Below are 26,392 nucleotides of genomic sequence, written 5' to 3' on the forward strand. Positions count from 1 at the left end.
ACCGTTAATAGCGGTTCTAGGGTTCAAATCCCTATCCCTCCACCACCATTAGAAAGCCCGCTGAGAAATCAGCGGGCTTTTTTACGTTTTGAATTTGGTAAAAGAAAGCTCAATTACATTAGATAAATAGCTATTTTATCTAGCTGTAAGCTTCGTAGAGTTGAGGCTATAAAAAAGCAGAGCGCTCAGGCTCTGCTTTGATGTTTTAGTTGTATGTCTTTGCGACTAGTAAGGCCTATTTGGCGACGTTACCAGCCACGTTCAGCGCATCCCATGTGCGGGTGAATGGTGGTGCGTAACAGAAATCCATATAGCCTAGTTGTTGAGTTGTCATCTTCGCGGTGATTGCAACGGCTAGCGCGTTAATACGGCCAACCGCTCCTTTCTTACCTACTATCTCACCACCTAAAAGAACCTTGGTCTCTGGGTGATAAACCAACTTCACCTTAATGTCTTCTTGGCCAGGGTAGTAATCGGTTTGGTTCTTATCTGAAATCGTTGATACTTTCACATCCAATCTATGTTCTGTTGCCAGAGGTTCATTCACGCCAGTACATGCCAGTTCGTAGTCGAGCACTTTCAAACAAGATGAACCTAAGAAGCCTGACATGTAAGTATCTTTGCCTGCTAACTTGTCCGCCATCATACGCGCTTGTTTGTTGGCAGTGGTTGCTAGAGGAACATAAACGGGTTTGCCTAGCGCCATATGATGGACAACGGCACAGTCACCGACTGCATGGATATAAGCGTCTTCAGTAGCGCCATATTCATTTACCAATAACGCGCCATTTGCTGCTTTTGCTAGTTCGAATGCTTCAGTATTTGGTTTGAAACCGAGTGACAGGATAACGATATCAGCTTCGACATTGCCGTTATCGGTTTCAACGATGTAACCACCTTGATCAGCATCACGAATAGCTGACACGCTGCAACCTGTTTTAAGATCTGCACCTGATTCCCGAATAGCACCTTCGACGATTTCAATGATTTCTGGACTGAACTGACGGCTCATGATGTGCTGTTCACGTTCGATGATCGTCACGTGCTTATCTAAGCCATGTGCCGCATCAAAGACTTCCAGCCCGATAAAGCCTGCGCCAATGACGCACACGCGTTGTTTACGATCATCTTTAAGCGCTTCTTTTACTGCTAAACCATCTTCCATGCTTGTTAGTGTGTATACGTGTTCCGGATTGAATTCACCGAATGAGGGAACGATCGGACGTGCGCCTGTCGCAATGACCAACATATCGTAATTTATGGTGCTCTCTACGTTTTGGTGACGCACTGTAATATGTTTTTCAGTACGGTCGAACGACACCATTTCTGTCTCTACGCGTACATCTAAACCAGATTTGATTGCTTGTTCTGGCGTACGAGAGATCATTCGCTCGGTATCATCAAACATGCCGCCTGCAAAGTAAGGTAAGCCACAGGCTCCAAAAGAGATGTAACTGCGCTTATCTAATACGATGACTTCGTCTGATGGCTGATTACGTTTGTACTTTGCTGCGAAACTCATACCTGCGGCGCTACCGCCTATAACAACAACTTTCATATTTATTACCTAAATAACCTGAACTCAGGAAAAACAGAAGAGCACTCACGCGGAGTGCCCTTAATTAAGTTTGAGAATTATACTGCTGCTTCTTTTGCTATTGTCGCTGTAACGTCAGCGTCGTATTGTTCTGTGTTTAGCGAGCCGTTTTTCTTAGCTGTTAGAACACCAGACAACATAGAGCCTGAGATGTTTAGCGCTGTACGAGCCATATCAATCAGTGCTTCGATAGACACCAGAATCGCTACTACTGTGATGTCTAGGCCCATGATGGTCAGTACTGCTACTGCTGCGAACGTTGCACCGCCACCAACACCAGCGATACCGAATGAAGCAATCGCGATAACAGCAATCAGTTGTAGGATGAAGCCTAGGTCAACTGGCATGCCCATCACTTGTGCCGCCATGATAGCTAGCATTGCAGGGTAGATACCCGCACAACCGTTCTGACCGATACTGGTACCAAATGTCGCTGACATGTTTGCTGTTTCTTCGTCTACCCCTAGGCGTTGAGTTTGTGTTTCAACGTTTAGCGGGATAGCAGCCATGCTTGAGCGAGAACCGAAACCGAACACTAGTACCGGCCAGATTTTCTTCATGAACTTAGCCGGAGACAAGCCGAACATCGATACCATCACGAAGTGGATACCGAACATCACGCCGATTGCCACGTAGCTCGCTAGCAAGAAGCGACCCATTTCAGCGAGTGCGAATAGATCATTCGTCATCATGAACGTGGTCATCAGAGCAAATACACCGTAAGGCGTTAGCTTCAGGATTTCACGAACCATTGAAAGCACCACTTCTTTTGCAGAGTTGATGAAATCAACGAAGTTTTGCACTTTCTCAGGTTTACGGTTTTTCACTTGTAGGATGCAGTAACCAAGGAACATACCGAACAATACTGTAGATAGTGTCGAGGTACGTTCTGAGCCTGTTAGCATGTCAAAGATGTTGGTTGGGATGATAGACAGCGCCATTCCAGACAGACCGCTACTCGCCATTGCATCTTGTGTTGCTACCAATGAATCGCCGCGTGCTTCAATTGCACTGTTGGTGCCGATTGTGCTGACTAGCGCGTTTGCATCGATGCCAAATAGGTAAATACTCGCGATACCAACGGCTGCTGAGATTGCACAAGTGAAAAGTAGAATACCGATGATTTTTGGTGCGATACGAGATAGCGCGCCGCCGCCTTCAACGTTCATGATCGAAGAGATCATCGCCACGAATACTAGCGGGATAACGATCATTTGTAGAAGTTTGATGTAACCTTTACCGAACACTGAAATCAGCTCAGCGAAGCCAGCTGTTGCAGCGTTGCCAACACCGAAAACCAGTTGAATTGCACCACCAAATAACAAGCCGGCAGCAAGCGCACTGAGTACGCGGAAGTTAAAACTTTTCTTTTGCTTTTTGAAGTTCGACAACAGTGCGTAGAACCCAAAGAATAGTATGCTTAATCCAATAAATGAAACGCTCATGAGAATCTCCTATGATACCCATTAATACCTAAGTCGGTTATTTTTTGTATGCGATGGCTTCAACTTCAACCAGTGCGTCTTTTGGTAGTCTTGCTGCTTCTACACAAGAACGAGCAGGTGCGTTCTCTGTGCCAAATACTTCGGTGTACACTTCGTTAAACGCAACGAAGTTCTCCATGTCTGAAAGGAAGCAGGTTGTCTTCAATACAGTGTCTAGCCCAGCTCCGCTTGCTTCTAAAACAGCCTTCAAATTTTCAAGAGACTGGCGAGCTTGCTCTTTAATACCGCCCTCAACAAACTGCACGGTTTCTGGAACAAGAGGTAGTTGACCTGAGGTATAAACCATTTCGCCGTAAGACGTACCTTGTGAGTACGGCCCGATAGCTGCTGGTGCTTGTTCAGTGGCAATGATCTGTTTCACGATGTAACTCCTAAATTATTGGTTTTATTCTGATTTAAATTCACGGATAAACTTGTAAACCGCCTGACGGCTGATCCCAAGCTGTTCTGATACTTGTGTCGTCGTCTCTTTTAGCTCAAATACGCCGTTATCAAACAAACAACGAATGATGGCTTTGTTGCGACTTTTGCAGGAAATCGTTTCGTCTTGTTCCACTTCTTTTATTGCAGCAGTCAGTGCTTGTTGAATCACATCGTTTGCACTTTTGCTGAAAGTCTCACTGACTCGTGTTTGAGACACGTTGCACGTTGGCATTAACGTTTTAACGATTTCAGGGAATGGGAAGGATAAGTTCATGTTGATACACAGCATGCCAATCGGCTTTTGCTGTGGACCAGCTAGCACACAGGTGGTTGATTTTAGTAGGGAACCATCTGCTGCATTAGTGAAGTAGCTCTTTGGAGAAACTTCGCCAGTTTTCTCGAAGGTGCTCCACATACGTAAACCGAGATCTGTGATTGGAGAGCCAATTTCACGACCTGTGTGATGACCATTGACGATTTTCACGACCGAGTTTTCTAAGCTTTCAAATGAATGAATGACTACTTCACAGTAGGGGCCAATCAAATCAGCGAGTGTGTCTGCTAAGCGAAAGTAGTTGCTTAAACATTCTCTATCTTCATCGGTGAATCTAACTTGTTTTACATTCATAGTTTCGGTTTACATTTTTGAACTCGATGACTGAAATCTACTCCTTTGGTGGTATTTGAACAAGATGCAGTAAACTTCTGTAAACCGATAAAAACCGTCTAAAACACCAACAAATAAAGGAAATTTAACCTAAATTAGGAGTGAAATTTGAACAGGATCACCAAACCATCTTCAATATGGTTTAATTTCTTAAACTTCATCAAAGTTTAAATATTTAAAACCAAAGATTGCATTTTTGAACACTTTAATGATCTAGGACAAGTTCTAAAGGGGGCATAAAAATCGGTTCGATGGATGTTTCTTATATGCGGAAATCTAGCCAGTAATTCTGAGACTGAAATGATGACCGGTCGGCATTCTTTTTCGGTGGGAATGAAGGCTTAATCGATGAGACTGCATTAAAAAAGGATAGTCAGCGGAAGGATAGTAAATCAGAACTTGGATAACGAAAAAGCAGCCTAAGTGGCTGCTTTTTTTGTATTTAACAAATATCAGCTAAAAGCTTGCTCACGGGTTAGCTGGCAAGTTTAGCGTCAACTTGGCCTAAAGCACGTTGGTACATGAACCATGCGCAGGTTCCAGCAAACACATTACCGACCATGGCACCCCAGAATAGGCCTTCAATTCCAGCTAGGTGAGAGCCAATCCATAAACAAGGCAAGAAGAAAGCGAACAGACGCAGTGCTGAAATCGTTAATGCGGTGTAAGACTTACCTAGGGCGTTCGAAACCGACACCATCAGCATGCAGATTCCCAGAGGACCAAGGCTGATTGGGACAATCAAGAGGTGATAATTTAGGATTGTGGTCACTTCACTGTCGCTCGTCATCAATCCTGCTAATCCACTTGAGAATACCCACGTAACGAGCGCAATTACGACTTGAAAGCCAAGTACAAAGGTTGCGGCAATCTTGATTAAACTGCGAATATCAGTCAGGTTCTTTTCTCCCAACATGCGACCAACCATTGGTGGCATCGACATGGTTAAGGCAAGCACCGCTACAATCGAGAAAAATTCAAAACGAGAACCCAGCGCCCAAGCCGCAACGGCAGCCGTACCGTAGCCTGCCAGCAGTTTAGTCGCCAACATAGAGGATACAGGTGGCAGCAATTGGCTCACCATCGCAGGACCCATGATGTTGCCAATCGAGCGAACACTCTTGCCGATATCAAGATCGTGCCAGTCGAACGTCATCCAATGTTTCTTGGTTACTTTGGGCGCCACGATAAAGATGCCCGCACCGAACGCTAAAATTGTCGCAATCGCTGCACCGTTGATGCCCATGTCGAGCGTAAAGATGAAGATTGGGTCCAATATTAAGTTAATGATGCTGGTCGCGATCATCATCGAGCCGGGCAGCATAGTATTACCGTTGGCACGACACACACTGTAGTAAAAGTAGAGTAACGCACCTGTCCAAGAGCTGATTAGCCAATAGATCCAGTAAGAGTCAATGATCGGCAATACGCTTGCTGGCGCATCGAGTAGTTCTAAAATTGGGCCACGAAGCAGATAAATGATGACTGAAAAAAGTGCGACACTCACACTTCCCATTGCGATCACAAGCCCACCTAGCTGCTTAGCGTAGCGCATTTCGTTAGCACCAATGGCACGTGCAATGACTGCTGTGGTCGCGATGCCCAACCCGACTTGAATTCCGATGATGATCATCTGAATAGGTAGCGTGAAACCTTGAACAGCAAGCGGCAGAACGCCGAGCTGGCCAATGAAGGCACTGTCTACAAGTTGGAAGCTCATTAGAGAAAGCACCCCAAACAGCATTGGCCACGTCATGGTATAGAGTTGTCGGCCAAGCGAAGGCGAGGGAGTTACGGTAGTAGAATTCATATTACTCTTTTTGGTCTTAAAGATAGACTCACAGCGGTAGCGCAGAGCTGTGAAGAATTGTGTAAAGGATAACGTAAGGTCAGCACGATACCAATCATTGTTGCCGGATCTCGTTATATTCCTTAACCCTGAGGTTGATAGGATTGGCGCATTTTGTTCTGTGACTTTATGGAACAACCTCTCAAACTTTATTTATTTTATAGGGTTACCCTTTCTGGCTAATGTAATTATCAAATCCATAAACTAATATCGTTAAAGGAAAAAGGAGTGCGAACCCGACAGTACAAAATGAACTGCATATTGGAGAGGGAACTAAGATATGCCGACCACAGAAGAAATTCAGATTAGCCAAGAGCAAGTTAGGAAGAATAAGGCTAAGATGCTCGCCAAGATAAATCAGCAAGGCATTATGTCTCAGGGCTTTCGATTGGTTAACGTCAAAGACTACCAACAGAAGCTACAAGCATTGAAGCACAAGGTGGAAACTTCGATTACCTGAATGAAGCGAATAAAAAGCAAGACCAGGTGATTCTCGACATCATGACGCAGAAAGAGAAGATCCATAACTATCTGGATGAAACATCAAGCCAGAAGCTAGTAAATGGGAACCTCGATTTTGGCTCTCGAAATCAAGTTGCCAACGCAACGCTCAAGAAGAAACAACTCTTCATGATGTTTATGGAAACCGTTGAAGCGCAAGAGGCCCTCAGAGAGTTCTCAGTGAAAGTGGCTTCAGTATGTAATGGCACGCTCAAGCAACCTCCCGGCGCTTATTTAGGTGTAAAAGACTTCCACGGTGCGCTAGATAAGATCACTAATCGTAAACGTCATTACGACATCGGTGATCTTAAAGATGCGGCACGCATGACGATCGTGTTTGAGAATATGGACGATATGATCGTAGCAAAGGCGATGATCATTCTTACCAAAGAATTTGTTGAACTGAAGCACCACCAATCAGCAATGAAAGATCGCTACGGTACGAGCCAAGGTGACAACGCTAAGTTCAACTGCGGTGCAACCGATGCTGGCTACAAAGATATTAAGTTCTTTTTAAAGATGGCGAATGGACATATTGGTGAGCTACAGCTTAATACTCGGAACATGATGGTAGCGAAGAAAAATGGTCATATTATTTACGATATTCTTCGTGATGGCGGTAATCTAGATAAGGCATTTACTATTACTAATAGCGAAGTGCTCGCTAAGATAAACCGTAATATGAGTGAAAAATGGTTTAATTTCATGAAGACGCGAGTACCGAAAGCGAGAGATGATTTGATAGCCGTGCAGGAGCTTGTCGATCGCTTGAGGGCGAACCTTGGAAGAGGTCAAAACTCACTCCAAGTGAGCATGGAAGAGATAACCATATTGTCTCGTGTCAGCCTGTATATCTATGAAGAAGGTGACAATGCCAGAGCCTTATTGGAATAGTTAAAAAAGCCAGTCGTAATGACTGGCTTTATTCATATTTCGATTAGTGAAGATTACTTGCTAGCAACGTTGCCTAGCTTCAACCACGTATCGATAACCGTATCTGGGTTTAGGGATACAGAGCTGATGCCTTGTTCCATTAACCACTCTGCTAGGTCATCATGGTCAGATGGACCTTGACCACAAATACCTACGTACTTGCCGGCTTTGGTCGCAGCATCGATAGCCATTTTCAGCATTGCTTTCACAGCTGGGTTACGCTCATCGAATAGGTGTGCAACATCACCCGAGTCACGGTCTAGACCAAGCGTTAGCTGAGTCATATCGTTTGAACCGATAGAGAATCCATCGAAGTACTTCAAGAACTCTTCAGCCAAAATCGCATTTGATGGCAGCTCACACATCATGATGACTTTCAGACCTTGGTCGCCACGGCGAAGGTCGAATTTAGCCAGAATGTCGATAACCGAAGCTGCTTCACTTGGTGTGCGAACGAATGGAATCATGATTTCAACGTTCTTAAGACCCATTTCGTTGCGAACACGTTTGATCGCTTGAGTTTCTAGCTCGAAACAGTCTTCGAATACAGGCGAGATGTAACGAGATGCACCACGGAAGCCCAGCATTGGGTTCTCTTCATGTGGTTCGAACTCTTTACCGCCAACTAGGTTGCTGTATTCGTTCGACTTGAAGTCAGACATACGTACGATCACACGCTTAGGCCAGAATGCAGAAGCGATGGTCGCGATGCCCTCTGTTAGTTTGCTTACGTAAAAATCGATAGGATCTTTGTAACCACGAATACGCTGTGTGATTTCAGCTTTAAGCTCGTCAGACTGAGCGTCAAAGTTAAGCAGCGCTTTCGGGTGAATACCAATCATTTTATTGATGATGAACTCGAGACGAGCAAGGCCCACACCTTCGTTTGGAATCTGCGCGAAATCGAAAGCACGATCTGGGTTACCCACATTCATCATCACTTTAGTTGGTAGCAATGGTAGCTCATCAACTTCAGAACGTTTGATTTCGAACTCTAATTCACCTTGGTAGACATAACCGGTTTCACCTTCAGAACACGACACTGTTACAGTCGCGCCATCTTCAAGGTTGCTTGTTGCGCTGCCACAGCCAACGATTGCAGGGATGCCTAACTCACGAGCGATGATTGCTGCGTGACAAGTACGACCGCCACGGTTGGTAACAATCGCAGAGGCCTTCTTCATAACAGGTTCCCAATCTGGGTCTGTCATATCTGTTACTAACACGTCGCCTTCTTGAACCAGTGACATTTGGTCTAGAGAGTCAACTAAACGCACTGGACCAGAGCCGATGCGTTGACCGATAGCACGGCCTTCAACGAGTACATCTGCCTTGTTATTTAGCTCGTAACGCTCGATAACGTTTTGGTCGCTTTGAGAACATACCGTCTCTGGACGAGCTTGAACAATGTAAAGCTTGCCATCGATGCCATCTTTCGCCCATTCAATGTCCATCGGACGTTGGTAGTGCTTCTCGATGATCATCGCTTGTTTTGCTAGCTCTTTGATCTCTTCGTCGTTCAGTGAGAACTGGTTACGCTCTTGCTCATCCGTATCAATGATGTCGACTTGCTTACCGATCTCTTGGTTGGTTGAGTAGATCATCTTGATCAACTTAGAACCAAAGGTCTTTTTCACGATCGGCTGGTGGCCTGCTTCTAACATTGGCTTGTGTACGTAGAACTCATCTGGGTTCACAGCACCTTGAACAACCATTTCACCTAGGCCCCAAGAAGAGGTGATGAATACGACTTGGTCGAAGCCTGACTCTGTATCAAGGGTAAACATCACTCCTGAAGATGCTTTGTCTGAACGAACCATGCGTTGAATACCCGCAGATAATGAAATGCCGCGGTGATCAAAGCCTTGGTGTACACGGTAAGAGATAGCACGGTCGTTAAACAGTGACGCATAAACGTGCTTAGTCGCCTCTAGTACCGCATCGATACCTTTCACGTTAAGGAAGGTCTCTTGTTGGCCTGCGAAAGAAGCATCTGGAAGGTCTTCCGCCGTTGCAGATGAACGTACAGCTACAGACAATTCTTCGTTGTCTTCGATTAGCTCACGGTAGTTATCACGGATGTCTTGCTCTAGTGATTCTGGGAAAGGGGCATCTAGAACCCATTGTCGAATCGTTGCACCTGTCTTACGCAGAGCTTCAACGTCTTCAACATCAAGTTCGTCAAGTAATTGGTGAATGCGCTCATCAAGACCTTTGTAGTCAAGAAAGTCGTTAAACGCGTGAGAGGTGGTTGCAAAACCATTTGGTACAGAAACACCAGCATTGGATAGGTTAGAAACCATCTCGCCCAGTGAGGCGTTCTTACCGCCGACTTTGTCGACATCTTCCATGGATAGGCCATTGAACCATAGGGTATTATTTTGCATTTATTTCTCCAGAAACATAGCAAGCATTGTAGGGATTTAAAGGCAAACGATTACGTGTCAGTTTAAAAAATGTAAATTATTTTTAAAAGCTGTGGGGGACGTAATAGTCAGCAGGGTTTTGTTATATATATTATGGTTACCATCCTACTCAAAATAATTTTAAACATTAAATAAAAAATGCAAATTGATATTCAAAGTCGTGATGTATTCTATGTTTCTGATGGAACGGCCATAACATGTGAGACTTTAGGGCATGTTGTTCTAGGTCAATTTCCCTTCAAAGCCAATGAGAAAACTTTTCCGTTTGTTGAAAGTGAGGACAAACTTTCTGATTTATTGAAAGAGATCGACACTTCGTATCGTGAGAGTGGTCAGCAACCTCTAGTGTTCTTTTCGATTGTGATTCCTGAAATTAAATCGAAGTTGCTTGAAGCGCCTGCCCATTGCTATGACGTGTTGGAAAGTATTGTTCAGAAGGTACAAGATGACATCCATATGGCGCCGACTCCTAAGTTGCAACGCTCACGCAGTGTGAACAAGGACTCGGTGAAGTATTTCGACCGTATTGCCGCAATCGAATACACACTCGCACACGATGATGGCATCACGCTCAAAGGGCTGGAAGAAGCCGACATCATCTTGCTGGGGGTATCTCGAAGTGGCAAGACGCCAACAAGCTTGTATATGGCGATGCAGTTTGGTTTAAGAGTGGCAAACTACCCGTTCATTCATGATGATTTGGCACGATTAAAGCTGTTGCCAGAGTTTGAGATATACCGACATAAGCTGTTTGGTTTAACGATTGACGCAGAAAGGCTGACTGAGATTCGTGAGAACCGCTTAGCAGGCAGTGAATACGCGAGCGACTCACAGTGTCTGTATGAGCTACAAACCGTAGAGGCGATGTTCCGTAGAGAGGCAGTGCCGTATATCAATACCTCATCGTTATCGGTTGAAGAGATTTCTACCCGTATCCTAGAGCGAACCGGCTTGAGAAGGCGCCTGTTGTAATAACAAGAGCTTGATGTCATCGAAATAGTGAAAGATAACGAAAATCGAAGCTAGCAGGGGAGATACCTGATGGCTTCGATTTTTTGTTTGTGCTTGTTGCAATCGTTCTAGCGAAGAAGAGACAGTTTTAGCGTTTCACTCTGCTTTTCTAACCAACGTTCTAGAGCTGGTGGCCATGTGATGCTTGGCTCAACGCAGAAGCCACGCAGCATAGAGAAGTACACTGCTTGGTCGATCAGAGGCAGCGAAGACTCACCATTCTCTAAGTTCAGTAGCAGCTCTGCATCTTTCAGAAGCGGGTTAATCTGTTCAACAAACTGCGGTGTTTGCTCAATCAGCTTGTCGAAGTTGAGTTCTTCGGTTTCTTTGGCTGCGCGCCATGCTTCTTTGCTTGCTGGTGATTGGTACTCAGCAAGGTCTAGTTTCCACCAACGTGGCAAACCGATGCGCTGGCTTAGCGGGAATGCGCGAGTTTGGAACAGGGTCACTTGCTCTGATGGCTCACGCTGCTCGTCACTAGATTTCAAATCCATGAAGTAAGCGATGATATCTAGGCTCTCAGCCATGATAGAGCCATCGTCTTTTTGTAATACGGGTACCATCTTTTTACCGATTAAATCGATAAGGGTTTGGGCATCATCATAATCTACAGAAATAAGTTCGATGTTTAAGCCTAGAGATTGAGCGATGTAGGCGACTCGTGCACAGAAAGGGCAGTGGTCGTAAATATAAAGCTTCATAGCTTCCCTCAGTTCATGGTCATTGTGAGGATAAGGTGATGCTAATGTACCAGAAAATTCTGTAAACACTAAACATCAATAGAGAGTGCGTAGCAGTAGGAAATAAGCCTTTGTTGTTACGCTTTAATTCATTCTATTGTCTGCCGGATTCGGCTTTGCTGCAATGACTAAACTTGTGGAGAGCTTGGCGGGGAGTAGCAGATATAAAAAAGGCCCTGGCTGTTCACTCTAATGCAGAAGAGTAAAGCAGCCAAGGCCTCAATTTTGTTACCTTTAGCAGAGTGACTACTAAAAGAGCAGAGCGGTTAGACTATGCTTTTTTAAGATCTTGCATTGGGTAAGTAAGCGGCATTGCGCCTTCTACTGTTGTAACGTGAACGTAGTAACCACCAGCACTTAGACCAGTTACTACCATTTCACCAAGTTCAACACCTTTTGTTGCTACAACGCGATCGTCAACTGAAAACACTTTACACACCTTCAATAAATTAAATAAATACGATAGATATCGAACGCGGATTTAATCAGATAGCCCTTCAATCAACTAATCCGGTTATTTGTCGTAAGGATTAAATTTAGTTATGCATAAACTGATATGTGATTAAAATCAGTGAGTTAGATTAATGAGCTGTATTATTTATCTGCAGGGTAAACGACACCAACCTGTTGACGCATCTTTGTAATTAACTTGGCAACGGTTAATGCGCGCTGTTTTGCGTCGGTTTGTGTGGTGTGATCGCCACCAATGCAATTAGCAAAGGCTTGTGCTTCGTAACTCATTGAGTTTTCGCTTTGCACTTGAGTGAGATTTTCAATGCTGCCATCACGGTAGCGGATCTTAACGTCGGTGCATTCAGCGATGTGATCAATGATGATCGCACCTTGCTCACCTTGGATCTCACTCGGCGCATATGAGTCGCTGACCTTAGAGTGTGTAAGGGTAACGTCAAGCTCAGGGTATTGGAAGATGGCACAGCCATGCGCATCGACACCTGACTCCAGTAACTTTGCAGATGCCTGGGCGTTTTCAGGTTCACCAAACAGCGCTACCGTTGCAGCAACGCAATAGAAGCCGATGTCAACCAATGAGCCATTTGAGAAAGCGGGGTTGAAAGTGTTTGGGTTTCCACCATTTAAGTACTTCTGGTAACGCGATGAATACTGGCAGTAGTTGATGTGCGCTTTATGTACCTTGCCGATTTTTCCTAGCCCAAGTTGAACTTGTTTAAAGTTGGGCAGGAATTGAGATTTATACGCCTCAAACAGTACCACACCGTTTTTCTCAGCAACTTCAAACATGCGTGTTGCTTCCGTGATATTCGATGCAACAGGCTTTTCACAGATGACGTGCTTGCCATGTTCCATCATCAGAATCGACTGCTCACAGTGCAGCGAATTCGGTGAGGCGATGTAAACCGCTTCAACCGTATTGTCGTTGGCTAACGCGTCGAGTGAGTCATAGGTGGTTTCAACAGCGAATTCTTGTGCGAACTGCGCGGCGCTGTCTAGGTTTCGTGAATAAACGGCAGTCAGCTGCATCGATTGCGATTCATGTGCAGCTTGAACGAATTTTTGTGTAATCCAATTGGTTCCAATTACAGCGAACTTAATCATAGTGGTATCCGATACTTAGGGTCTGCGAAGATAGTAGCACTCAAAGGTAGGTGTTGTGTTCGAGATTTGCGGAACAATTTCCTTAAACTTAGTGCCTAATATTAAAGGTAATCTTCTACCGAAGGGCTGAGTCGCCCAGTGGAACGGTGCACATTTAAGGCATTTTTGCTAAGGTGTTATTGAATTCAAACAAGGTGATGATATGCAAATTCGGACAGCGAAGGTAACTGACATTAACGCGATTTTAGTGCTCTCTGATCAGATAAATCGTCAACATCATCTTGGTGCGCCTATGGTGTTCGCGCCGCCATCACAGAGCAATGCAGACAGCGAGGAGTACTGGCTGGGCTTAATGATTGACCCGACTGGGGCCTTCTTTGTCGCTGTTGAACAGGATGCCGTGATTGGTTTTCTCGCGGGTAAGATCACGCAGAACAAAGGCGTGAGTTTTATCCAATCACACAAGGTAGCAAGAGTGAACACCATTGTGGTGAATGACCAAATTCAGAGTAAAGGCGTAGGTCGAGCGCTAATGAAGTCATTCAATCAATGGGCGCAAGCTCAAGGAGCGATAGAGTTAAGATTAGAGGTGATGGAGTTTAATCAACAAGCTCAGAGCTTTTATGAGTCGCTAGGAATGGAGACTCAGTCTCGAATCATGTCGATGCGTTTTGAGGAGATATAAGGGTGCGTCCGTTTTTACCATTATCACTATGCTTATTCTTGATGACTTCGCTCGCACACGCCGAGAAGGTCGTTGTTGAGAAAATAGTGTCTGACGCTACCGCTATTGAAACCATTGTCTTTGAGTCAGCACCAGCTCATTCACAACGCATCTCAACTTCCTCTCCTAACTCTACTGACACATCAAAATCAAAGCATGTGATTGATGTAGATGAGGCGCTGAGTGAAGGTCAATCCACTCAAATTGCTCAGCTGGCACAAGGTTCATCGCAACGTTCACCTAAAGTTTCTGCTCAAGCTTCATTATTAGAACCCTACATGGCGCCAGACTCTTTTTCTGAAATCGATCCTCTGTTGCAAGTCGTGACCTTAGTGAAAGTCGATAAATCGAAACGCAGAATGTACTTGCTTAAAGGGGATGAGGTGGTACAAGAGTTTCGTATCGCTTTGGGCAAGGAACCGAAAGGGCATAAACGCTTTGAAGGGGACAACCGAACGCCAGAAGGGGAATATACGCTCGACTATATCATGGAGCGCTCTGAGTTTTACCGCTCGGTACACATCAACTATCCGCGCTCCTCTGATAGACAGTGGGCTGAAGAGAATGATGTTGACCCGGGTGGTAACATCAAAATTCATGGTATTAAAAACGGTGAGCGTCGTTCGCCAGGTTTTATCCAAAGTTTCGATTGGACAGATGGCTGTATCGCATTAACCAACCAAGATATGGATGAGTTTATTCAACTAGTCAAAATGGGCACCCCTATCCACATCGAATGGTAGGCTCTGGTACCCATTTTCCTTTCAGAAATTAGACAGCTCGTTAAAGCAGAACTCGACCTGCACTAAAGAATGCAATCACGATAAGCAGCCCGATAGAGACAGGCTTAAATTTCTCGCCACCAAATCTTTCGAACAGTTTCGAACCCACATAGCCACCAAACATACTGCTTGGTAACAGTGCCAGTGTAAGCCAAACCACATCACGGTCGACGAGCCCCGCAATGGATGCAGAAACAAAGGCACTCGAATCTGCCAATACAAAGAACGCAATCAAACCTGCTCTGGCGACGTGCGGGGCCACAGGGCTCGCCAATGCGTGGGTGCCAATTGGTGGACCAGACATAGAAGCCGCACCATTCATTATTCCAGCAAGGCTTCCTAGGATATAGGGAGCAAATCTCGGTTCACTTTTATATTGAAAGCCTCGGTAGATCATAAGTGCAGACGCAAAGATAAAGGCGCTGATGATCAAGATAATGGTGTCTTGGCTAACTGATTTGAGTAAAACCAGGCCAACAGGTGTGAACACAAGGCAAGGAATAAATACTTTTGCTACCCAGTGCCAATTGACATGTTTTTTGACCTTAGGCAGTAATTGAACGTTGCCAAGTAGGTCGATAAGCATGAACACAGGAACAAGCTCAATAACCGGCACGAATAACGCACTTAGAGGCAATGCGACTAGGGTGAAACCGAAGCCTGAGAAGCCACGAACGATAGCGGCAAAAATGAAGATTGCACCCAAAATTGGGAAAGTTGGACTAAAAATGAGATCCATAAATTAAGTAACCAATAAAGCTGCCTAAATAGTGCGAGCTAATGAAACCAAGTGAGCAGCGGAATGTACTCCTACTCACTTGTGTTTGCTACTTAATTTTAAGGTTTATCGAGGTAAATTTTCCCGTCTTAAACGTTTACTACTTTGGTATTTGTTTGGTCAATTTTTCGCGCTAAATCTATTTGGAAAATCAGTAAATATCGCATCGACGGTGGATAGGAATTTGAACTTAGACGGATCATTGACGGTGTAGCACCATGTTTGAATCTTTGCTTCGGCAAGCGTATTAAGATCATCCTGATTGACGTTTTCGTAATTCATGTGGCAACTGAACGCTTTCACCTGATCTATAAGCAGAAGATCGTCTTGAGAGAGCTGCTCTGTGATCACGCCAACGCGGTATCTTGGTAAGTGGTGAGCCATTTCTGCAACAACTTCATGGCTGAAACTTGAAAGCAGCACTCTGTCCGTGTCTATGTTTGAGCGGATCAGCTCGCTGTGTAGAAGATCAACCACATGAGGGGCTTGGTGTCGGCTATCGACTTTTATCTCTAGGTTAACGCTTAGGTTATGTTCTTCAACAAGTTCAAGTAACTCGCTAAGTGTGAGTATTCTTTCTCCTTCGAACTGTTCTGACTTCCAGCCACCAAAATCAAGCTGACGCAGCTCTGCCAAAGTGTGTTCATCAACACGGCCCTTGCCATCACTACAGCGCTCGAGAGTGTGGTCGTGGCAAACGACAAGCTCATCATCCTGAGTTTGCTGAATATCGACTTCAATCCATTTCAAGCCAAGTTTAGCGGCTTGTTCAATACTTGCTTTGGTGTTTTCTGGGTGAGTACCCGCTACACCACGGTGACCTACGATGATAGATGACATAATTAATCCTTCTTGAATGCGCATCGTAAATATTTATTAAATATCAGTTTTCCCGAATACGCCAGAGTAATTGCTGGGCAAGAGTCTCTACACAGGATTCGGCTCATAAAAGTGATATTTTCCTCTTAGTACTTTCCTAGCAGTACTAAGAGGAAAAGCCTCTCGAGTGGAGAGGCTTTGGATGAGATGAGGCTTTGACCCGAACCTCGCTTTAGTGAGCGATATCGAGTTGGTTGTCTTTCACGCCGTTGATACGGAACCAACCTGCGATACTGAATCGTTCTGTGTTGGTTGGCAGAACTTCGTGTGGGAACTGCTCTGATAAGAACACAAACAAACGGCCAGACTTTGGCGGAATCGTTGCGATGTGATTATCTTGTAGATCGTAAACCACAAGCTCACCAGCGTCTTCCTCTGTCCACTCGTCATTCATGTAGAACACGGTAGTCAGACGGCGGTTCTCATTGCCTTTGAAGCAGTCTAAGTGCTTTTGGTAGAAGTCGCCTTTTTCGTATTTAGCAAAGTGTGCTTCGTACTCGAACAGACCCAAAAAGAACGCTTTGTTTGCTTCTAAACGAATCTGCTCCATTTTGTCGAGGAACAGAGAAGCAGGCTCACCCATGTCGCGGTGTACCCACTGAATTTTGTCGCTACGAATTGTCGACTCTCGCGTTACTTCATCGTTACGGCCGATCCTAGCCTTTTTCCAGTTCTCTGGAATGCAATCCCTCAATGCCACCACTTCTTCATGCGTTAAGAAGTCATCCCAAACAAAGTAGCCTTGGGTAGAAAGAGCATCGATTAGTTGGTTCATGTATAGCACTCAGACAATAAATTAGAGGCGCATATATAGTCCTAATAACTCAGGTCAACAAATCACGTATTTTGTCGTCACGATAAAAGAGCGGAAGAGCATGGTACTTTGATGTGATTTTGTAGTTAACAAATTTGTTACAAATAAATATGAGTTTGCTATGGTATAGGTCTGACCAGTTGAATTATCACAAGGAGTGGGTTTGCAACTGCATACCATTAAAGGTTACATCCAAGACATGTACTTGGTGGAGTATCCGGACAAATTACTGTTGCTTGATGGCGCATGTCGAGCCGACATCCAGCATTTGAAGACTTTCATTGAAACCGAACTTATGCGTGATTTTTCTGATCTCCACACGGTTGTGGTGACACACATGCATCCTGACCATGCAGGGGCAGCGCACAAGCTAAGAAAGCTCACGAACTGTCATTTGGTCGCTGCAAACCGAGACAAAGATTGGTATCACGGTATCGACGGTATCTTGATGCATTTGACCGATCTTGCATTGGCACGATGGATGGCAAACCGCTTAGGAAAGCCGAAAGCGAACTTGTGGTATTCAAGAAAGTTAAAGCCGGACTACAAACTGTCGGATGGTGAGAGCATTCCGGGTTTTGATGATTGGTTGGTTCTAGAAACCCCGGGCCACACCGACAGAGATCTTTCGGTTTATTGCCCATCTCACAGCGTTGCCTATGTGGCAGACCTCATGGTGGAAGTGAAAAAGAAGCTGATTCCGCCTTTCCCTATCTTTCACCCTAACAAGTACCGAGAGTCAGTATCTCGTATCTATGACATGCAACTTGATACCTTGCTGGTGGCGCATGGAGGACAAGTCGATTTTAGTCAGACAGCTTTTGAACACTTATTGATGAGCGCCCCAAGAAGACCGGTGACACATTGGCGGGTAACCAAAATAAAAGCCAAGAAACTGTTGTTATCGATTTGGCGTTTTGGTTTTCAATCTCATGGTAAATCTAAGAAATAGATCAGCCAAAAGTGGCAACTCGAAATTAAAGAATTGAAAGCAATAAGGCCAGTCATGAGACTGGCCTTATATCGTTGTGACGAGCTTTAATTATAACCTGTGGAGCGGTTACGATGACTCGGATTAGTGAGTCAGCAGGAATTCACCCGCTGGGTCAACAATCACTTTGTCACTCATGCCTTGACGACCAAGCAACATCATGTAAGTCATGTCTTGACGGTTGCTTAGCGTGATATCGATAGGCCATTGTTGGCCACCGATTCTCAGCATGGTCTCAATCACACAACGGTGTTCAACTTCGCCGTTAGATGATTTGATTTTCTTACTTGTTTTCAGTTTCGCCTTGCAGCGCACAGTCTCTTCTAGGTGATAAACGTCTGGGTGAAGATCAAACTCAACGAAGTTCTCACCGTCTGTTTTTACACATAGTAGATTGTCTACGTGTAGAGAAGAGGTTTTAGCCCCTGTATCAACACGTGTATGTAGTCCAGTTATCCCTAACTCTGGTAAGCAAAGTGCTTCGGTATTCCCTATGATCATTTTATTGTTCATTTTCTTTCCAATCATGAGTTAACGGTATTCAATCAGCCCTTGCCACGAGTACGGTTAGCGTTTGGCTTTGCATTTTTTTCGATGAACTCGAAAATCATGTCTGCTACATCTTTACCCGTTGCTTTCTCGATGCCTTCTAGGCCTGGAGAAGAGTTTACTTCCATTACCACTGGACCGTTCTTAGATTGTAGAATATCTACACCACATAGGTTTAGTCCCATGATTTTCGCTGCATTGATTGCTGTTGCGCGCTCTTCTTTGGTTAGTTTAACCAGTTGAGCAGTACCGCCACGGTGCAGGTTAGAGCGGAATTCACCCTCACCAGCTTGACGTTTCATTGCAGCAATTACTTTGTTGCCAACAACAAAACAACGGATGTCTGCGCCATTTGCTTCTTCAATGAACTCTTGAACCAAGATGTTCGCTTTTAGGCCCATGAACGCTTCGATAACGCTTTCTGCTGCTTTGTTTGTTTCAGCTAGAACTACACCGATACCTTGAGTACCTTCAAGTAGCTTGATCACAAGTGGCGCGCCACCTACGTTTTTGATCAAGTCTTGAATTTTGTCTGGGCGGCTAGCGAAGCCTGTTTTTGGTAAGCCAATACCTTTACGAGACAACAGTTGTAGTGAGCGCAGTTTATCGCGAGAACGACTGATAGCTACTGACTCATTGATACAAAAAGTGCCCATCATTTCGAATTGGCGAACAACCGCAGTTCCGTAAAAGGTAATGGAAGCGCCAATACGTGGAATAACAGCATCGTATTGAGGGAGCTCTTCACCCATGTAGCGAATCTTCGGATTGTTACTCGCGATATCTATATCACAGTGCAACGTGTCGATAACATCGACCTGATGACCACGTGCTTCTCCAGCCTGCTTTAGACGAGCGGTAGAGTATAGATTTTCGTTGCGAGAAAGAATTGCGATACGCATGGCGTTTCCTTAGTTAATACCTGATTGGTAACTGCAAATAAATTAGTTGTTAGCTGAGCTTTCAGTTTTTTCTGAGGCTCCTTGCTTGCTTCGGGGCGAACCTTAAGGCTTTTCGTTCAACTAAGAAAACGAATTAAATTTGTCGAGTCGACAATGGAAATTTATCGATTGTGTGAGCTATTGGTACAGCAGGCTTGAGAGGGGAATTGGAATGGAAAAGCGAGTTGAGACCTAACTCATATTGGGGGTAGGAGCATATTAGGCTGTACTCAACTCGCGTTTACTCGGTGCTAAAAAGTGTACTAATAACGCCAGTTACATAGATCTATAAGTGTTCGTAGTGCTTCTCTTTCGAGCTTACTGCAGGTGCTTTTTAGCTTGTTAAGATAGTATTTTCTCATGGTCATTACTCTCTCTAGTTAGGCTTTATTGACAACCTATGGTTTGTTGCTGACCCGTTCATTATGGTTAATTAAGAGGAACTAAAAAACAGAGGATATTTTTATTGGTTGTTCCTGTTTTAGTCATATCGCACTACTTTTTTACGATTGTGTTTTATAATGGGCTTAATTAGGAAGAGCTACGTTTAAAAGGTTCATTATTTGTCTGATCTAAACATGATGCGTTACTACACGCGGCTAGAATCGTTCGAGCCAAACATTTCTCACTCCGTGACCTTGACGGAAGTGGCAGATAAGTTGTTTACAAGCTTGCGCCATGCTCGAACCCTGTTAGGCAAAATGCATCAAGCAGAATGGGTCGTGTGGGAACCAAAAGTTGGCAGGAATCAACGCTCTAACTTAACACTGCGTTTTAGCAACTCAGAATTGGCTCAGCATGTCGCGAGTAAGCTGATAGAGCAGGGCAAGTATGAAAAAGCACTCTCGATATTGGACAATGACCGTACTGTGTTTAGTTCTTTACTGCAAGAAACTTCCGGCGCGACCATGCGTGAAGGTCTCTTGCATGTTCAATTAACCTATAAACGCAAGTTTGAGGATCTGTTTCCACATCATATACATCGCAGTAGTGAGCGATTTTTGATCAGACAAGTGTTTAGCTGCTTGGTGACATGTAACGGCAAGGGCGAACTGAAGCCTGAATTAGCTCACCATTGGGAATATGACACTAAGCAATTGGTTTGGACTTTCTACTTGCGCCCCGGTTTGACGTTCCATGATGGGCAGCCTGTTGATGCCAAACAGTTAGTTGCTTTGTTTACTGCTTTACAAGCTCTGCCTTTTTATCAAGCTGAGTTGGCTCATGTCTCTTCCATTTTCAGTGAGCAGCCATTAAGGATCAGTTTTAAGTTAACCCAAGCGGATACTGGCTTTGCAGGTTTGTTGGCTGGCGTTAAATATTCAATTCAACCGGCAGCACAGGTAACTCGTGAACCTTCATCATTAAACTCAGCTTCTCATGCTGTGATTGGTACAGGCCCTTTTAGAGTGGTTGAAACCAACAGCGAGCGCATCAAGCTCTCGGCATTCGAACACTTTTACGGTTGTCGCTCTTTAACCGATGAGGTGACCATTTGGCAGTTTGAAGAATCGATGACTGGTAGCGCTCGATTCGATGATAGCCAGATGCAGGTGTCACCGTATGAAGATTCGGCCTGTTTTCATCAATTAGGAAAGAGCGACACGGAGTTGGTGTCTGCTGAAACAGACGGGCTTCGCAGTCGAATCGAAGACGGTTGTCTGTTTATTCTATTTAACCAAAACTCAGCGGCTAACTCGTTAAGTGATGCACAACGTAAGTATCTATCATCACTTGCAAACCCACAGGCTATTTTGACGCAACTGGAGCAAAACCAAGGCTTATTCAGTGTCTCTTTGGCTCAGAACATATTGCCAAGTTGGCAGAAGCTGTATCGAACGCCCTCTAGAGAGACTGAGTTGCCTAAGAAGTTGAGCATTGCGGTTTATAACTACTATGCCCTCTATCGATGCGCTATTTCGGTGTCAGATATTCTTAAAAGACACGGTGTGGAAGTTGAGGTGAATACCTACAGTTTTCGAGAATTAGCTCAGCTTTCTCAGACGGGCGATTTAAAAGAAGACTTGGTGTTGTGTAATTTGAACCTCGATGACAATGCGCCATCTTCGTTGTTCTCGTGGTTGATGAATGACCCTGTATTGCATTCCGCACTCGGCGAGATGAACAGTGATTGGCTTAAGCAACGATTAGATCAGCACAAAGCAACGGTTGAATTGCCGGATTACTTGGCTGAGTTGGAACCTATTGCATCGACACTGATTTCTGATTATTGGTTAGTCCCGATGTTCCATCACTTACAAAACGTGCGTTTCCAAGGGATTCTGAAAAACGTAGCCATCACCAACTGGGGATGGCCAGATTTCAAGAATGTATGGTCTGCTGACTAACTTGAGTGGAAGTGGTCAGCGTATTTCGCGTTCCATTGAAGCTAACATTTAAATTGAGAAACCAAACTCGTTAGATGCATCGCCTTAGCCCGCAAGTTTTGGCACTCCTGAGCCGTTTTCTCAATCATGCTATCGCTCTCCCTGGCTATTTCAGAAATGCCAGAGATGTGCGGTGAGATCTCGTTGATGACGTTAGATTGCTGGCCCGTTGCTGAAGCGATCTGCATGTTCATTGCATTCATCTGATCGACACTATGAGAAATGCTCGAGAGTTGTAGCTCTGAATTGGAGGCTTCGACCTGACACTTACTGCCAAGTGTGGTGCTGGTTTCGATGGCTGTCACGGCTTGTTGAGTACGCTGCTGAAGCTTTTCAATAATACCTCGAATCTCTTCGGTCGACGCTTGGCTTCGTGAGGCGAGGGTTCTTACTTCGTCTGCTACCACCGCAAAACCTCTACCTTGTTCGCCTGCGCGAGCGGCTTCTATCGCTGCATTAAGGGCTAGTAGGTTGGTTTGTTCAGAGACACTATTGATGACATCTAACACGGTATCGATAGAGTTCGCATCTTGAGCGAGTTGATTGATAATTTCCGTTGTGTCATCGAGCTGCTTGTTCATATGTTCAATGCTTTCTGAAGTGACAGAAACGGACTTTTGTCCAATGCTGATTGCACTCGCTGCATGTTGTGCACTGTCGGCGGCACCATTAGCGTTTTGTGCGATTTCGTCTGAGCTGGCACCCATCTCATGAATGGCTGTTGCAACTTGTTCGATCTGGCTGGTTTGTTGTTTGATGTCTTGCTCCATCGACTGCGCCATATGATCGACACCTTGGATCGATTCAGAGATTTGGACTCCTGTGTTTGAGACATCTTTGAGTAAGTCACTTAGATATTGCACGAATTGATTGTAGCCTTTCGCGATTTGTCCAATTTCGTCATGTCGAGAATCATCTAAGCGAAAGGTGAGGTCACCACCGCCTTTCCCTATCTGTTGTAATCGCTCGGCCACTTCCACAAACGGCAGTAAGAGCTTGTTAGTCGCCCATGCAGCGATCGGCGTATAGATGGCTGCAATGAGTAGAGCCATAAAGATGACGGTTTGGCTAAAGCCGTTTAATTCACCTAGTACATCTTGCTTGGGAATTTGCGTAATCAGAGTCCAACCTATGCCTGGCATCGCTTTGGAACCCAGAATTTGCGGCTGACCATCGACGATGGCCTCATGAACGACAGTTTGTTTACTGCCGATTAACTGACTAGCTTTAATGCCTACAGAGTCTAGTGAACGTCCAATCAGGTTCTTATCTGGGTGAACCTTGATGCTCCCTTGTCGATCGACAAGAAAAACAATACCGCTTTCTCCGACGCTATAGTTGCTGATCAATTGAGTAATACTTTCCAACGTTAAGCCAATGCCAGTCACGCCAATACGTTCGCCATTGCGAGTGACTGCATAGTTAACAAACAGTGCCGGAATTCCGGTGGCTGCATCAATATCTAAAGAGAGCTCAAATGGCTGATTTGACTCGATGAATCGATAGAACCATTGGTCGCTTTGTTTATTGGTAGAGATCGTTTTTAGCACGCCGTTATGGGTGTAGTAAGTGCTTGCTTCGTTGGAAACGTAATAGGCACTGATCGCGTTGAACTCGCTTTTAACAGATTGAAGATAGGTTCGAAGCTCTTGTTCCGAAAGTCTGGTTTGTTGCATTAAAGGCGAAAGCGTCATCATCTTTGATGCAAGTATAGGCGTTTCCAACTTGAGGTTTATTTCATTACTCACCTCGCCGAGTGAAGCTGGTAATTCTCGCTCGAAGGTTCTATCAATCAAAATAGCCCGGCTTGATTGAAATGAATACACTCCCATCACGCTAATAATGGCAAGAGCAGCGACGATTGTCGCCAGTATCGCTTTGGTTCGTATAGTCAATTGCAATTTAGATTCCCTTCTAAAAAGATTCAATTCCATTTGTAAATGCAATGTTAATTGAAACCTGACTTTCTGGTCAATAAATGAAGTCTAGAAATGAGTGCTGTGCGATATTTGTACAGATTTAAGATGTCCACATTGGTCTGTGCTCGATATACGGAGTGCTTCTCTTCTAAATTTGACGAACAAAAAATTACACTCGCTGGTTTACTTTTGTTTTTTGGTATGTAAACTAATCAGTGTAGTTTTTGAGTTGGGTTTTCCCAACAGTTGAAGAGATACCAATGAAAAAATATCTATTACCGATTTTAGGAGTACTTGCCGTGGTCGCTATCGTAAGCACAGGTTCACAATCAAATGACAATCTAGATAAGCTTCCGAAGAAGTTTGCTAACAGTGAGTTAGAGTACAAGTCGGGCATGTCTGATATTTTTTCAATCTTGAAGGCGTATGTAACTGTAGAAAGAGATGAGCCAGTGCCACGAACCGCATTGCCTCTCGTTCCCATGACAGCAGAACAGCTGATTGAAGAGCAAGAAGACGTTGCGTACCGCTTAGGTCACTCAAGCGTGATGATGAAGCTCGATGGTAAGTTAGTGATGACTGACCCTGTGTTCAGTGATCGCGCATCACCAGTCCAATGGATGGGACCAAAGCGTTTCCACCCAACACCAATTTCACTACAAGAATTACCTGATATTGATGTGGTAGTGATCAGCCATGATCATTACGACCATTTAGATAAAGGTGCAGTTAAAGTATTAGCCGATAAAGTGGGAACATTCTTGGTGCCACTCAGAGTTGGTGCACTACTTGAAAAGTGGGGCGTGGATAAAGCAAAGATCATTGAGTTGAACTGGTGGGAATCAGCAATAGCTGCCGACATCGAGTTTACTTTGACTCCAACCCAACATTTCTCTGGTCGTGGCTTGCTCGACCGTGACCAAACCCTATGGGGTAGCTGGGTGATTAACGCTTCAGATAAGAAAGTATTCTTTAGTGGTGACTCTGGTTATTTCAATGGCTTTAAAGAGATTGGTGAACGTTTCGGGCCGTTTGATTTGACCATGGTAGAAACGGGTGCGTACAACTCACTTTGGGCCGATATTCATATGTTTCCAGAGCAAAGCGTTCAAGCGCACATCGACCTTCAAGGGAAAGTGATGATGCCAATCCACAACAGTACGTTTGATCTTTCCATGCACGACTGGCAAGACCCAATGGAACAAGCTTTGGCGATAAGTAAAGAGCGAGACGTACAGATGGTAAGCCCTGTGATGGGGGAACGTTTAGTAATTTCAGAACCAGTACCTGTGCAAGCCTGGTGGAAATTGACATTAAACTAGAACGACTATTTTAATCGATGTCTTCATAGCGCGAATCTATAGAACCAGCTGATACACAAAACGCCACCAATCGCACGATTCGGTGGCGTTTTTGCTTTTTGAAATGAGTGGTTTGTTTGAAAGGGCTTCTTCTACTTAGCGCAATCTTCCAGATTCTTAGCCATTTTGCTCGCTATTTGGCTGAACTGTTCTAGCTCATCTTCGTTCATGCCTTTAGTCATTCTCTGTAGCATCTCTCGATCAATATTCGAAACCTTAGTCATGATCTCTTCACCTTTATTAGTCAGCACCAACAACTGGCTACGTTTGTCTTCAGGGTTTGGAGACTTCTTCACAAGTTCTTGATTGATCAACGCATTAACTAATCTCGTGACCTGTGCTTTATCGCGGTTTAGGAAGTGCGCGATATCGATAGCCGTACATGGAGATTTCTTAGTAATGATCTTCATGACACGAATATTCATAGGTGCGATCTCAGAATCCAAGCTCTCAATCTGTTCACTCATTTGACGCTTCAAAGAGTGTACTAAGCGAAAGATAGACTCTAACGATGTGTTATCAGACATAAACGATCCTTAGAAATATAGTTGACAATATCAACTACTTTATTTATAGTTGATATTATCAACTTAATTTTTCGTAAATTCAAGTTAGGAGACAGTAATGACGATGCAAACAATCACAGGCAAACACAATCACTACCGTATCACTATCGAAGAAGTGAACATCAAGGAAGATCGTGAACTGCAAACCATGCAGTTTGAAATTGAAGACAGAGAAAACATGTTCGCGATTGTAGATAAGATTAAGCAGGACAGTGGCTTAGACGAGCAATCCGCAACGAGACTAGGTGTAAGTATTCGCTTACTGGGACCGTTGATGATGCAAGACAGAAAACACCCTCTGTTTGTGGCTTTCATGCCTCACTTCAGAAACTTCATGCAAAATCTTAAGAAGACGCTGAAAGGCGCGTAGCGCTTGTCCGGCAATGACATATTCAAAAAGCCAGCAATCTGATCATCAGGTGAAGTGACCCCGTAAAGTTGGACATTTCTGTTAAGCGGCTTTCAAGGCCTGAG

At 44.5% G+C, this 26,392-nt stretch carries 25 protein-coding genes; 9 read left to right on the forward strand and 16 right to left on the reverse strand.

Annotation, left to right across the window (positions count from 1 at the left end):
• Positions 1–235: 235 nt before the first annotated feature.
• The 5 genes from JC606_RS19725 to JC606_RS19745 all read right to left on the reverse strand — a co-directional run bounded on the left by JC606_RS19725 (position 236) and on the right by JC606_RS19745 (position 6,002).
• The gene (locus tag JC606_RS19725) at positions 236–1,558 is read right to left on the reverse strand and encodes a CoA-disulfide reductase (RefSeq protein ID WP_137408661.1); all 1,323 of its coding nucleotides are present in this window, start codon (positions 1,556–1,558) and stop codon (positions 236–238) included.
• 77 nt (positions 1,559–1,635) lie between these two features.
• Positions 1,636–3,042: a cation:dicarboxylate symporter family transporter gene (locus JC606_RS19730; protein ID WP_198779260.1), complete on the reverse strand. Its 1,407-nt coding sequence runs from the start codon at positions 3,040–3,042 to the stop codon at positions 1,636–1,638.
• 37 nt (positions 3,043–3,079) lie between these two features.
• Positions 3,080–3,463: a RidA family protein gene (locus JC606_RS19735; RefSeq protein WP_137408663.1), complete on the reverse strand. Its 384-nt coding sequence runs from the start codon at positions 3,461–3,463 to the stop codon at positions 3,080–3,082.
• 24 nt (positions 3,464–3,487) lie between these two features.
• Complete coding sequence (locus JC606_RS19740; RefSeq protein ID WP_137408664.1) at positions 3,488–4,153, reverse strand: helix-turn-helix transcriptional regulator; 666 nt, start codon at positions 4,151–4,153, stop codon at positions 3,488–3,490.
• A gap of 514 nt (positions 4,154–4,667) precedes the next feature.
• Positions 4,668–6,002 (reverse strand): MATE family efflux transporter, encoded by a 1,335-nt coding sequence (locus tag JC606_RS19745; protein ID WP_137408665.1) that lies wholly within the window; start codon positions 6,000–6,002, stop codon positions 4,668–4,670.
• A gap of 319 nt (positions 6,003–6,321) precedes the next feature.
• Here JC606_RS19745 and JC606_RS23440 point away from each other — a divergent pair, with 319 nt between their 5' ends.
• A complete protein-coding gene (locus tag JC606_RS23440) occupies positions 6,322–6,501 on the forward strand; it encodes a hypothetical protein (RefSeq protein ID WP_233090510.1) in 180 nt (59 codons plus the stop codon).
• Positions 6,502–6,527: 26 nt separating this feature from the next.
• Positions 6,528–7,436, forward strand: a complete 909-nt coding sequence (locus tag JC606_RS19750) for a hypothetical protein (protein WP_233090512.1) — start codon at positions 6,528–6,530, stop codon at positions 7,434–7,436.
• 53 nt (positions 7,437–7,489) lie between these two features.
• Here the strand turns inward: JC606_RS19750 and ppsA are convergent, their stop codons facing one another.
• Positions 7,490–9,862, reverse strand: a complete 2,373-nt coding sequence (gene ppsA, locus JC606_RS19755) for a phosphoenolpyruvate synthase (protein WP_137409020.1) — start codon at positions 9,860–9,862, stop codon at positions 7,490–7,492.
• A 177-nt stretch (positions 9,863–10,039) separates the two neighbouring features.
• Between ppsA and ppsR the strand changes: the two genes are divergently transcribed.
• Positions 10,040–10,873, forward strand: coding sequence for a posphoenolpyruvate synthetase regulatory kinase/phosphorylase PpsR (gene ppsR / locus JC606_RS19760; protein ID WP_102425303.1), 834 nt, complete (start codon positions 10,040–10,042; stop codon positions 10,871–10,873).
• A gap of 107 nt (positions 10,874–10,980) precedes the next feature.
• Here the strand turns inward: ppsR and grxB are convergent, their stop codons facing one another.
• The 3 genes from grxB to JC606_RS19775 form a co-directional block, all read right to left on the reverse strand.
• Entirely contained in the window at positions 10,981–11,613 is a 633-nt protein-coding gene (gene grxB, locus JC606_RS19765) for a glutaredoxin 2 (RefSeq protein ID WP_171731706.1), read from the reverse strand.
• Between the two features lie 310 nt (positions 11,614–11,923).
• Positions 11,924–12,082, reverse strand: coding sequence for a hypothetical protein (locus tag JC606_RS19770; protein ID WP_008221767.1), 159 nt, complete (start codon positions 12,080–12,082; stop codon positions 11,924–11,926).
• Between the two features lie 164 nt (positions 12,083–12,246).
• Positions 12,247–13,227 (reverse strand): Gfo/Idh/MocA family protein, encoded by a 981-nt coding sequence (locus JC606_RS19775; RefSeq protein ID WP_198779261.1) that lies wholly within the window; start codon positions 13,225–13,227, stop codon positions 12,247–12,249.
• A 202-nt stretch (positions 13,228–13,429) separates the two neighbouring features.
• Here JC606_RS19775 and JC606_RS19780 point away from each other — a divergent pair, with 202 nt between their 5' ends.
• Positions 13,430–13,912: a GNAT family N-acetyltransferase gene (locus tag JC606_RS19780; protein WP_198779262.1), complete on the forward strand. Its 483-nt coding sequence runs from the start codon at positions 13,430–13,432 to the stop codon at positions 13,910–13,912.
• 2 nt (positions 13,913–13,914) lie between these two features.
• The gene (locus JC606_RS19785) at positions 13,915–14,694 is read left to right on the forward strand and encodes a L,D-transpeptidase family protein (protein ID WP_198779263.1); all 780 of its coding nucleotides are present in this window, start codon (positions 13,915–13,917) and stop codon (positions 14,692–14,694) included.
• A gap of 40 nt (positions 14,695–14,734) precedes the next feature.
• Here JC606_RS19785 and JC606_RS19790 read toward each other — a convergent pair whose 3' ends face one another.
• From JC606_RS19790 to JC606_RS19800, 3 genes are all read right to left on the reverse strand, one after another.
• Complete coding sequence (locus JC606_RS19790; RefSeq protein ID WP_102425307.1) at positions 14,735–15,472, reverse strand: sulfite exporter TauE/SafE family protein; 738 nt, start codon at positions 15,470–15,472, stop codon at positions 14,735–14,737.
• 159 nt (positions 15,473–15,631) lie between these two features.
• Positions 15,632–16,351 (reverse strand): glycerophosphodiester phosphodiesterase family protein, encoded by a 720-nt coding sequence (locus JC606_RS19795; protein ID WP_198779264.1) that lies wholly within the window; start codon positions 16,349–16,351, stop codon positions 15,632–15,634.
• A gap of 211 nt (positions 16,352–16,562) precedes the next feature.
• Complete coding sequence (locus JC606_RS19800; RefSeq protein WP_105057954.1) at positions 16,563–17,165, reverse strand: 2OG-Fe(II) oxygenase; 603 nt, start codon at positions 17,163–17,165, stop codon at positions 16,563–16,565.
• A 202-nt stretch (positions 17,166–17,367) separates the two neighbouring features.
• On the opposite strand from JC606_RS19800, the gene JC606_RS19805 reads away from it, so the two are divergent.
• Positions 17,368–18,156, forward strand: coding sequence for an MBL fold metallo-hydrolase (locus JC606_RS19805; protein ID WP_198779265.1), 789 nt, complete (start codon positions 17,368–17,370; stop codon positions 18,154–18,156).
• Positions 18,157–18,279: 123 nt separating this feature from the next.
• Here JC606_RS19805 and JC606_RS19810 read toward each other — a convergent pair whose 3' ends face one another.
• Both JC606_RS19810 and rimK read right to left on the reverse strand, forming a co-directional pair.
• A complete protein-coding gene (locus JC606_RS19810) occupies positions 18,280–18,708 on the reverse strand; it encodes an ATP-dependent zinc protease family protein (protein WP_008224746.1) in 429 nt (142 codons plus the stop codon).
• A gap of 32 nt (positions 18,709–18,740) precedes the next feature.
• Positions 18,741–19,646 carry a 30S ribosomal protein S6--L-glutamate ligase gene (rimK, locus tag JC606_RS19815; protein ID WP_004740040.1) on the reverse strand — a complete coding sequence of 302 codons (906 nt, stop codon included), beginning with the start codon at positions 19,644–19,646 and terminating at the stop codon, positions 18,741–18,743.
• Between the two features lie 602 nt (positions 19,647–20,248).
• On the opposite strand from rimK, the gene JC606_RS19820 reads away from it, so the two are divergent.
• Positions 20,249–22,033 carry an SgrR family transcriptional regulator gene (locus tag JC606_RS19820; protein WP_198779266.1) on the forward strand — a complete coding sequence of 595 codons (1,785 nt, stop codon included), beginning with the start codon at positions 20,249–20,251 and terminating at the stop codon, positions 22,031–22,033.
• A gap of 41 nt (positions 22,034–22,074) precedes the next feature.
• Here the strand turns inward: JC606_RS19820 and JC606_RS19825 are convergent, their stop codons facing one another.
• The gene (locus JC606_RS19825) at positions 22,075–23,973 is read right to left on the reverse strand and encodes a methyl-accepting chemotaxis protein (protein WP_233090514.1); all 1,899 of its coding nucleotides are present in this window, start codon (positions 23,971–23,973) and stop codon (positions 22,075–22,077) included.
• A gap of 278 nt (positions 23,974–24,251) precedes the next feature.
• On the opposite strand from JC606_RS19825, the gene JC606_RS19830 reads away from it, so the two are divergent.
• Positions 24,252–25,313, forward strand: a complete 1,062-nt coding sequence (locus JC606_RS19830; RefSeq protein WP_198779267.1) for an MBL fold metallo-hydrolase — start codon at positions 24,252–24,254, stop codon at positions 25,311–25,313.
• 131 nt (positions 25,314–25,444) lie between these two features.
• Here JC606_RS19830 and JC606_RS19835 read toward each other — a convergent pair whose 3' ends face one another.
• On the reverse strand, positions 25,445–25,879 hold the full coding sequence (locus tag JC606_RS19835; RefSeq protein WP_137409014.1) for a MarR family winged helix-turn-helix transcriptional regulator: 435 nt from the start codon (positions 25,877–25,879) through the stop codon (positions 25,445–25,447).
• Positions 25,880–25,982: 103 nt separating this feature from the next.
• On the opposite strand from JC606_RS19835, the gene JC606_RS19840 reads away from it, so the two are divergent.
• A complete protein-coding gene (locus tag JC606_RS19840; RefSeq protein WP_137409021.1) occupies positions 25,983–26,288 on the forward strand; it encodes a DUF3861 domain-containing protein in 306 nt (101 codons plus the stop codon).
• The last annotated feature ends 104 nt before the right edge of the window (positions 26,289–26,392 follow it).

Source organism: Vibrio sp. IB15 (assembly GCF_016406055.1).
Taxonomy (GTDB): Bacteria; Pseudomonadota; Gammaproteobacteria; order Enterobacterales; family Vibrionaceae; genus Vibrio; species Vibrio chagasii.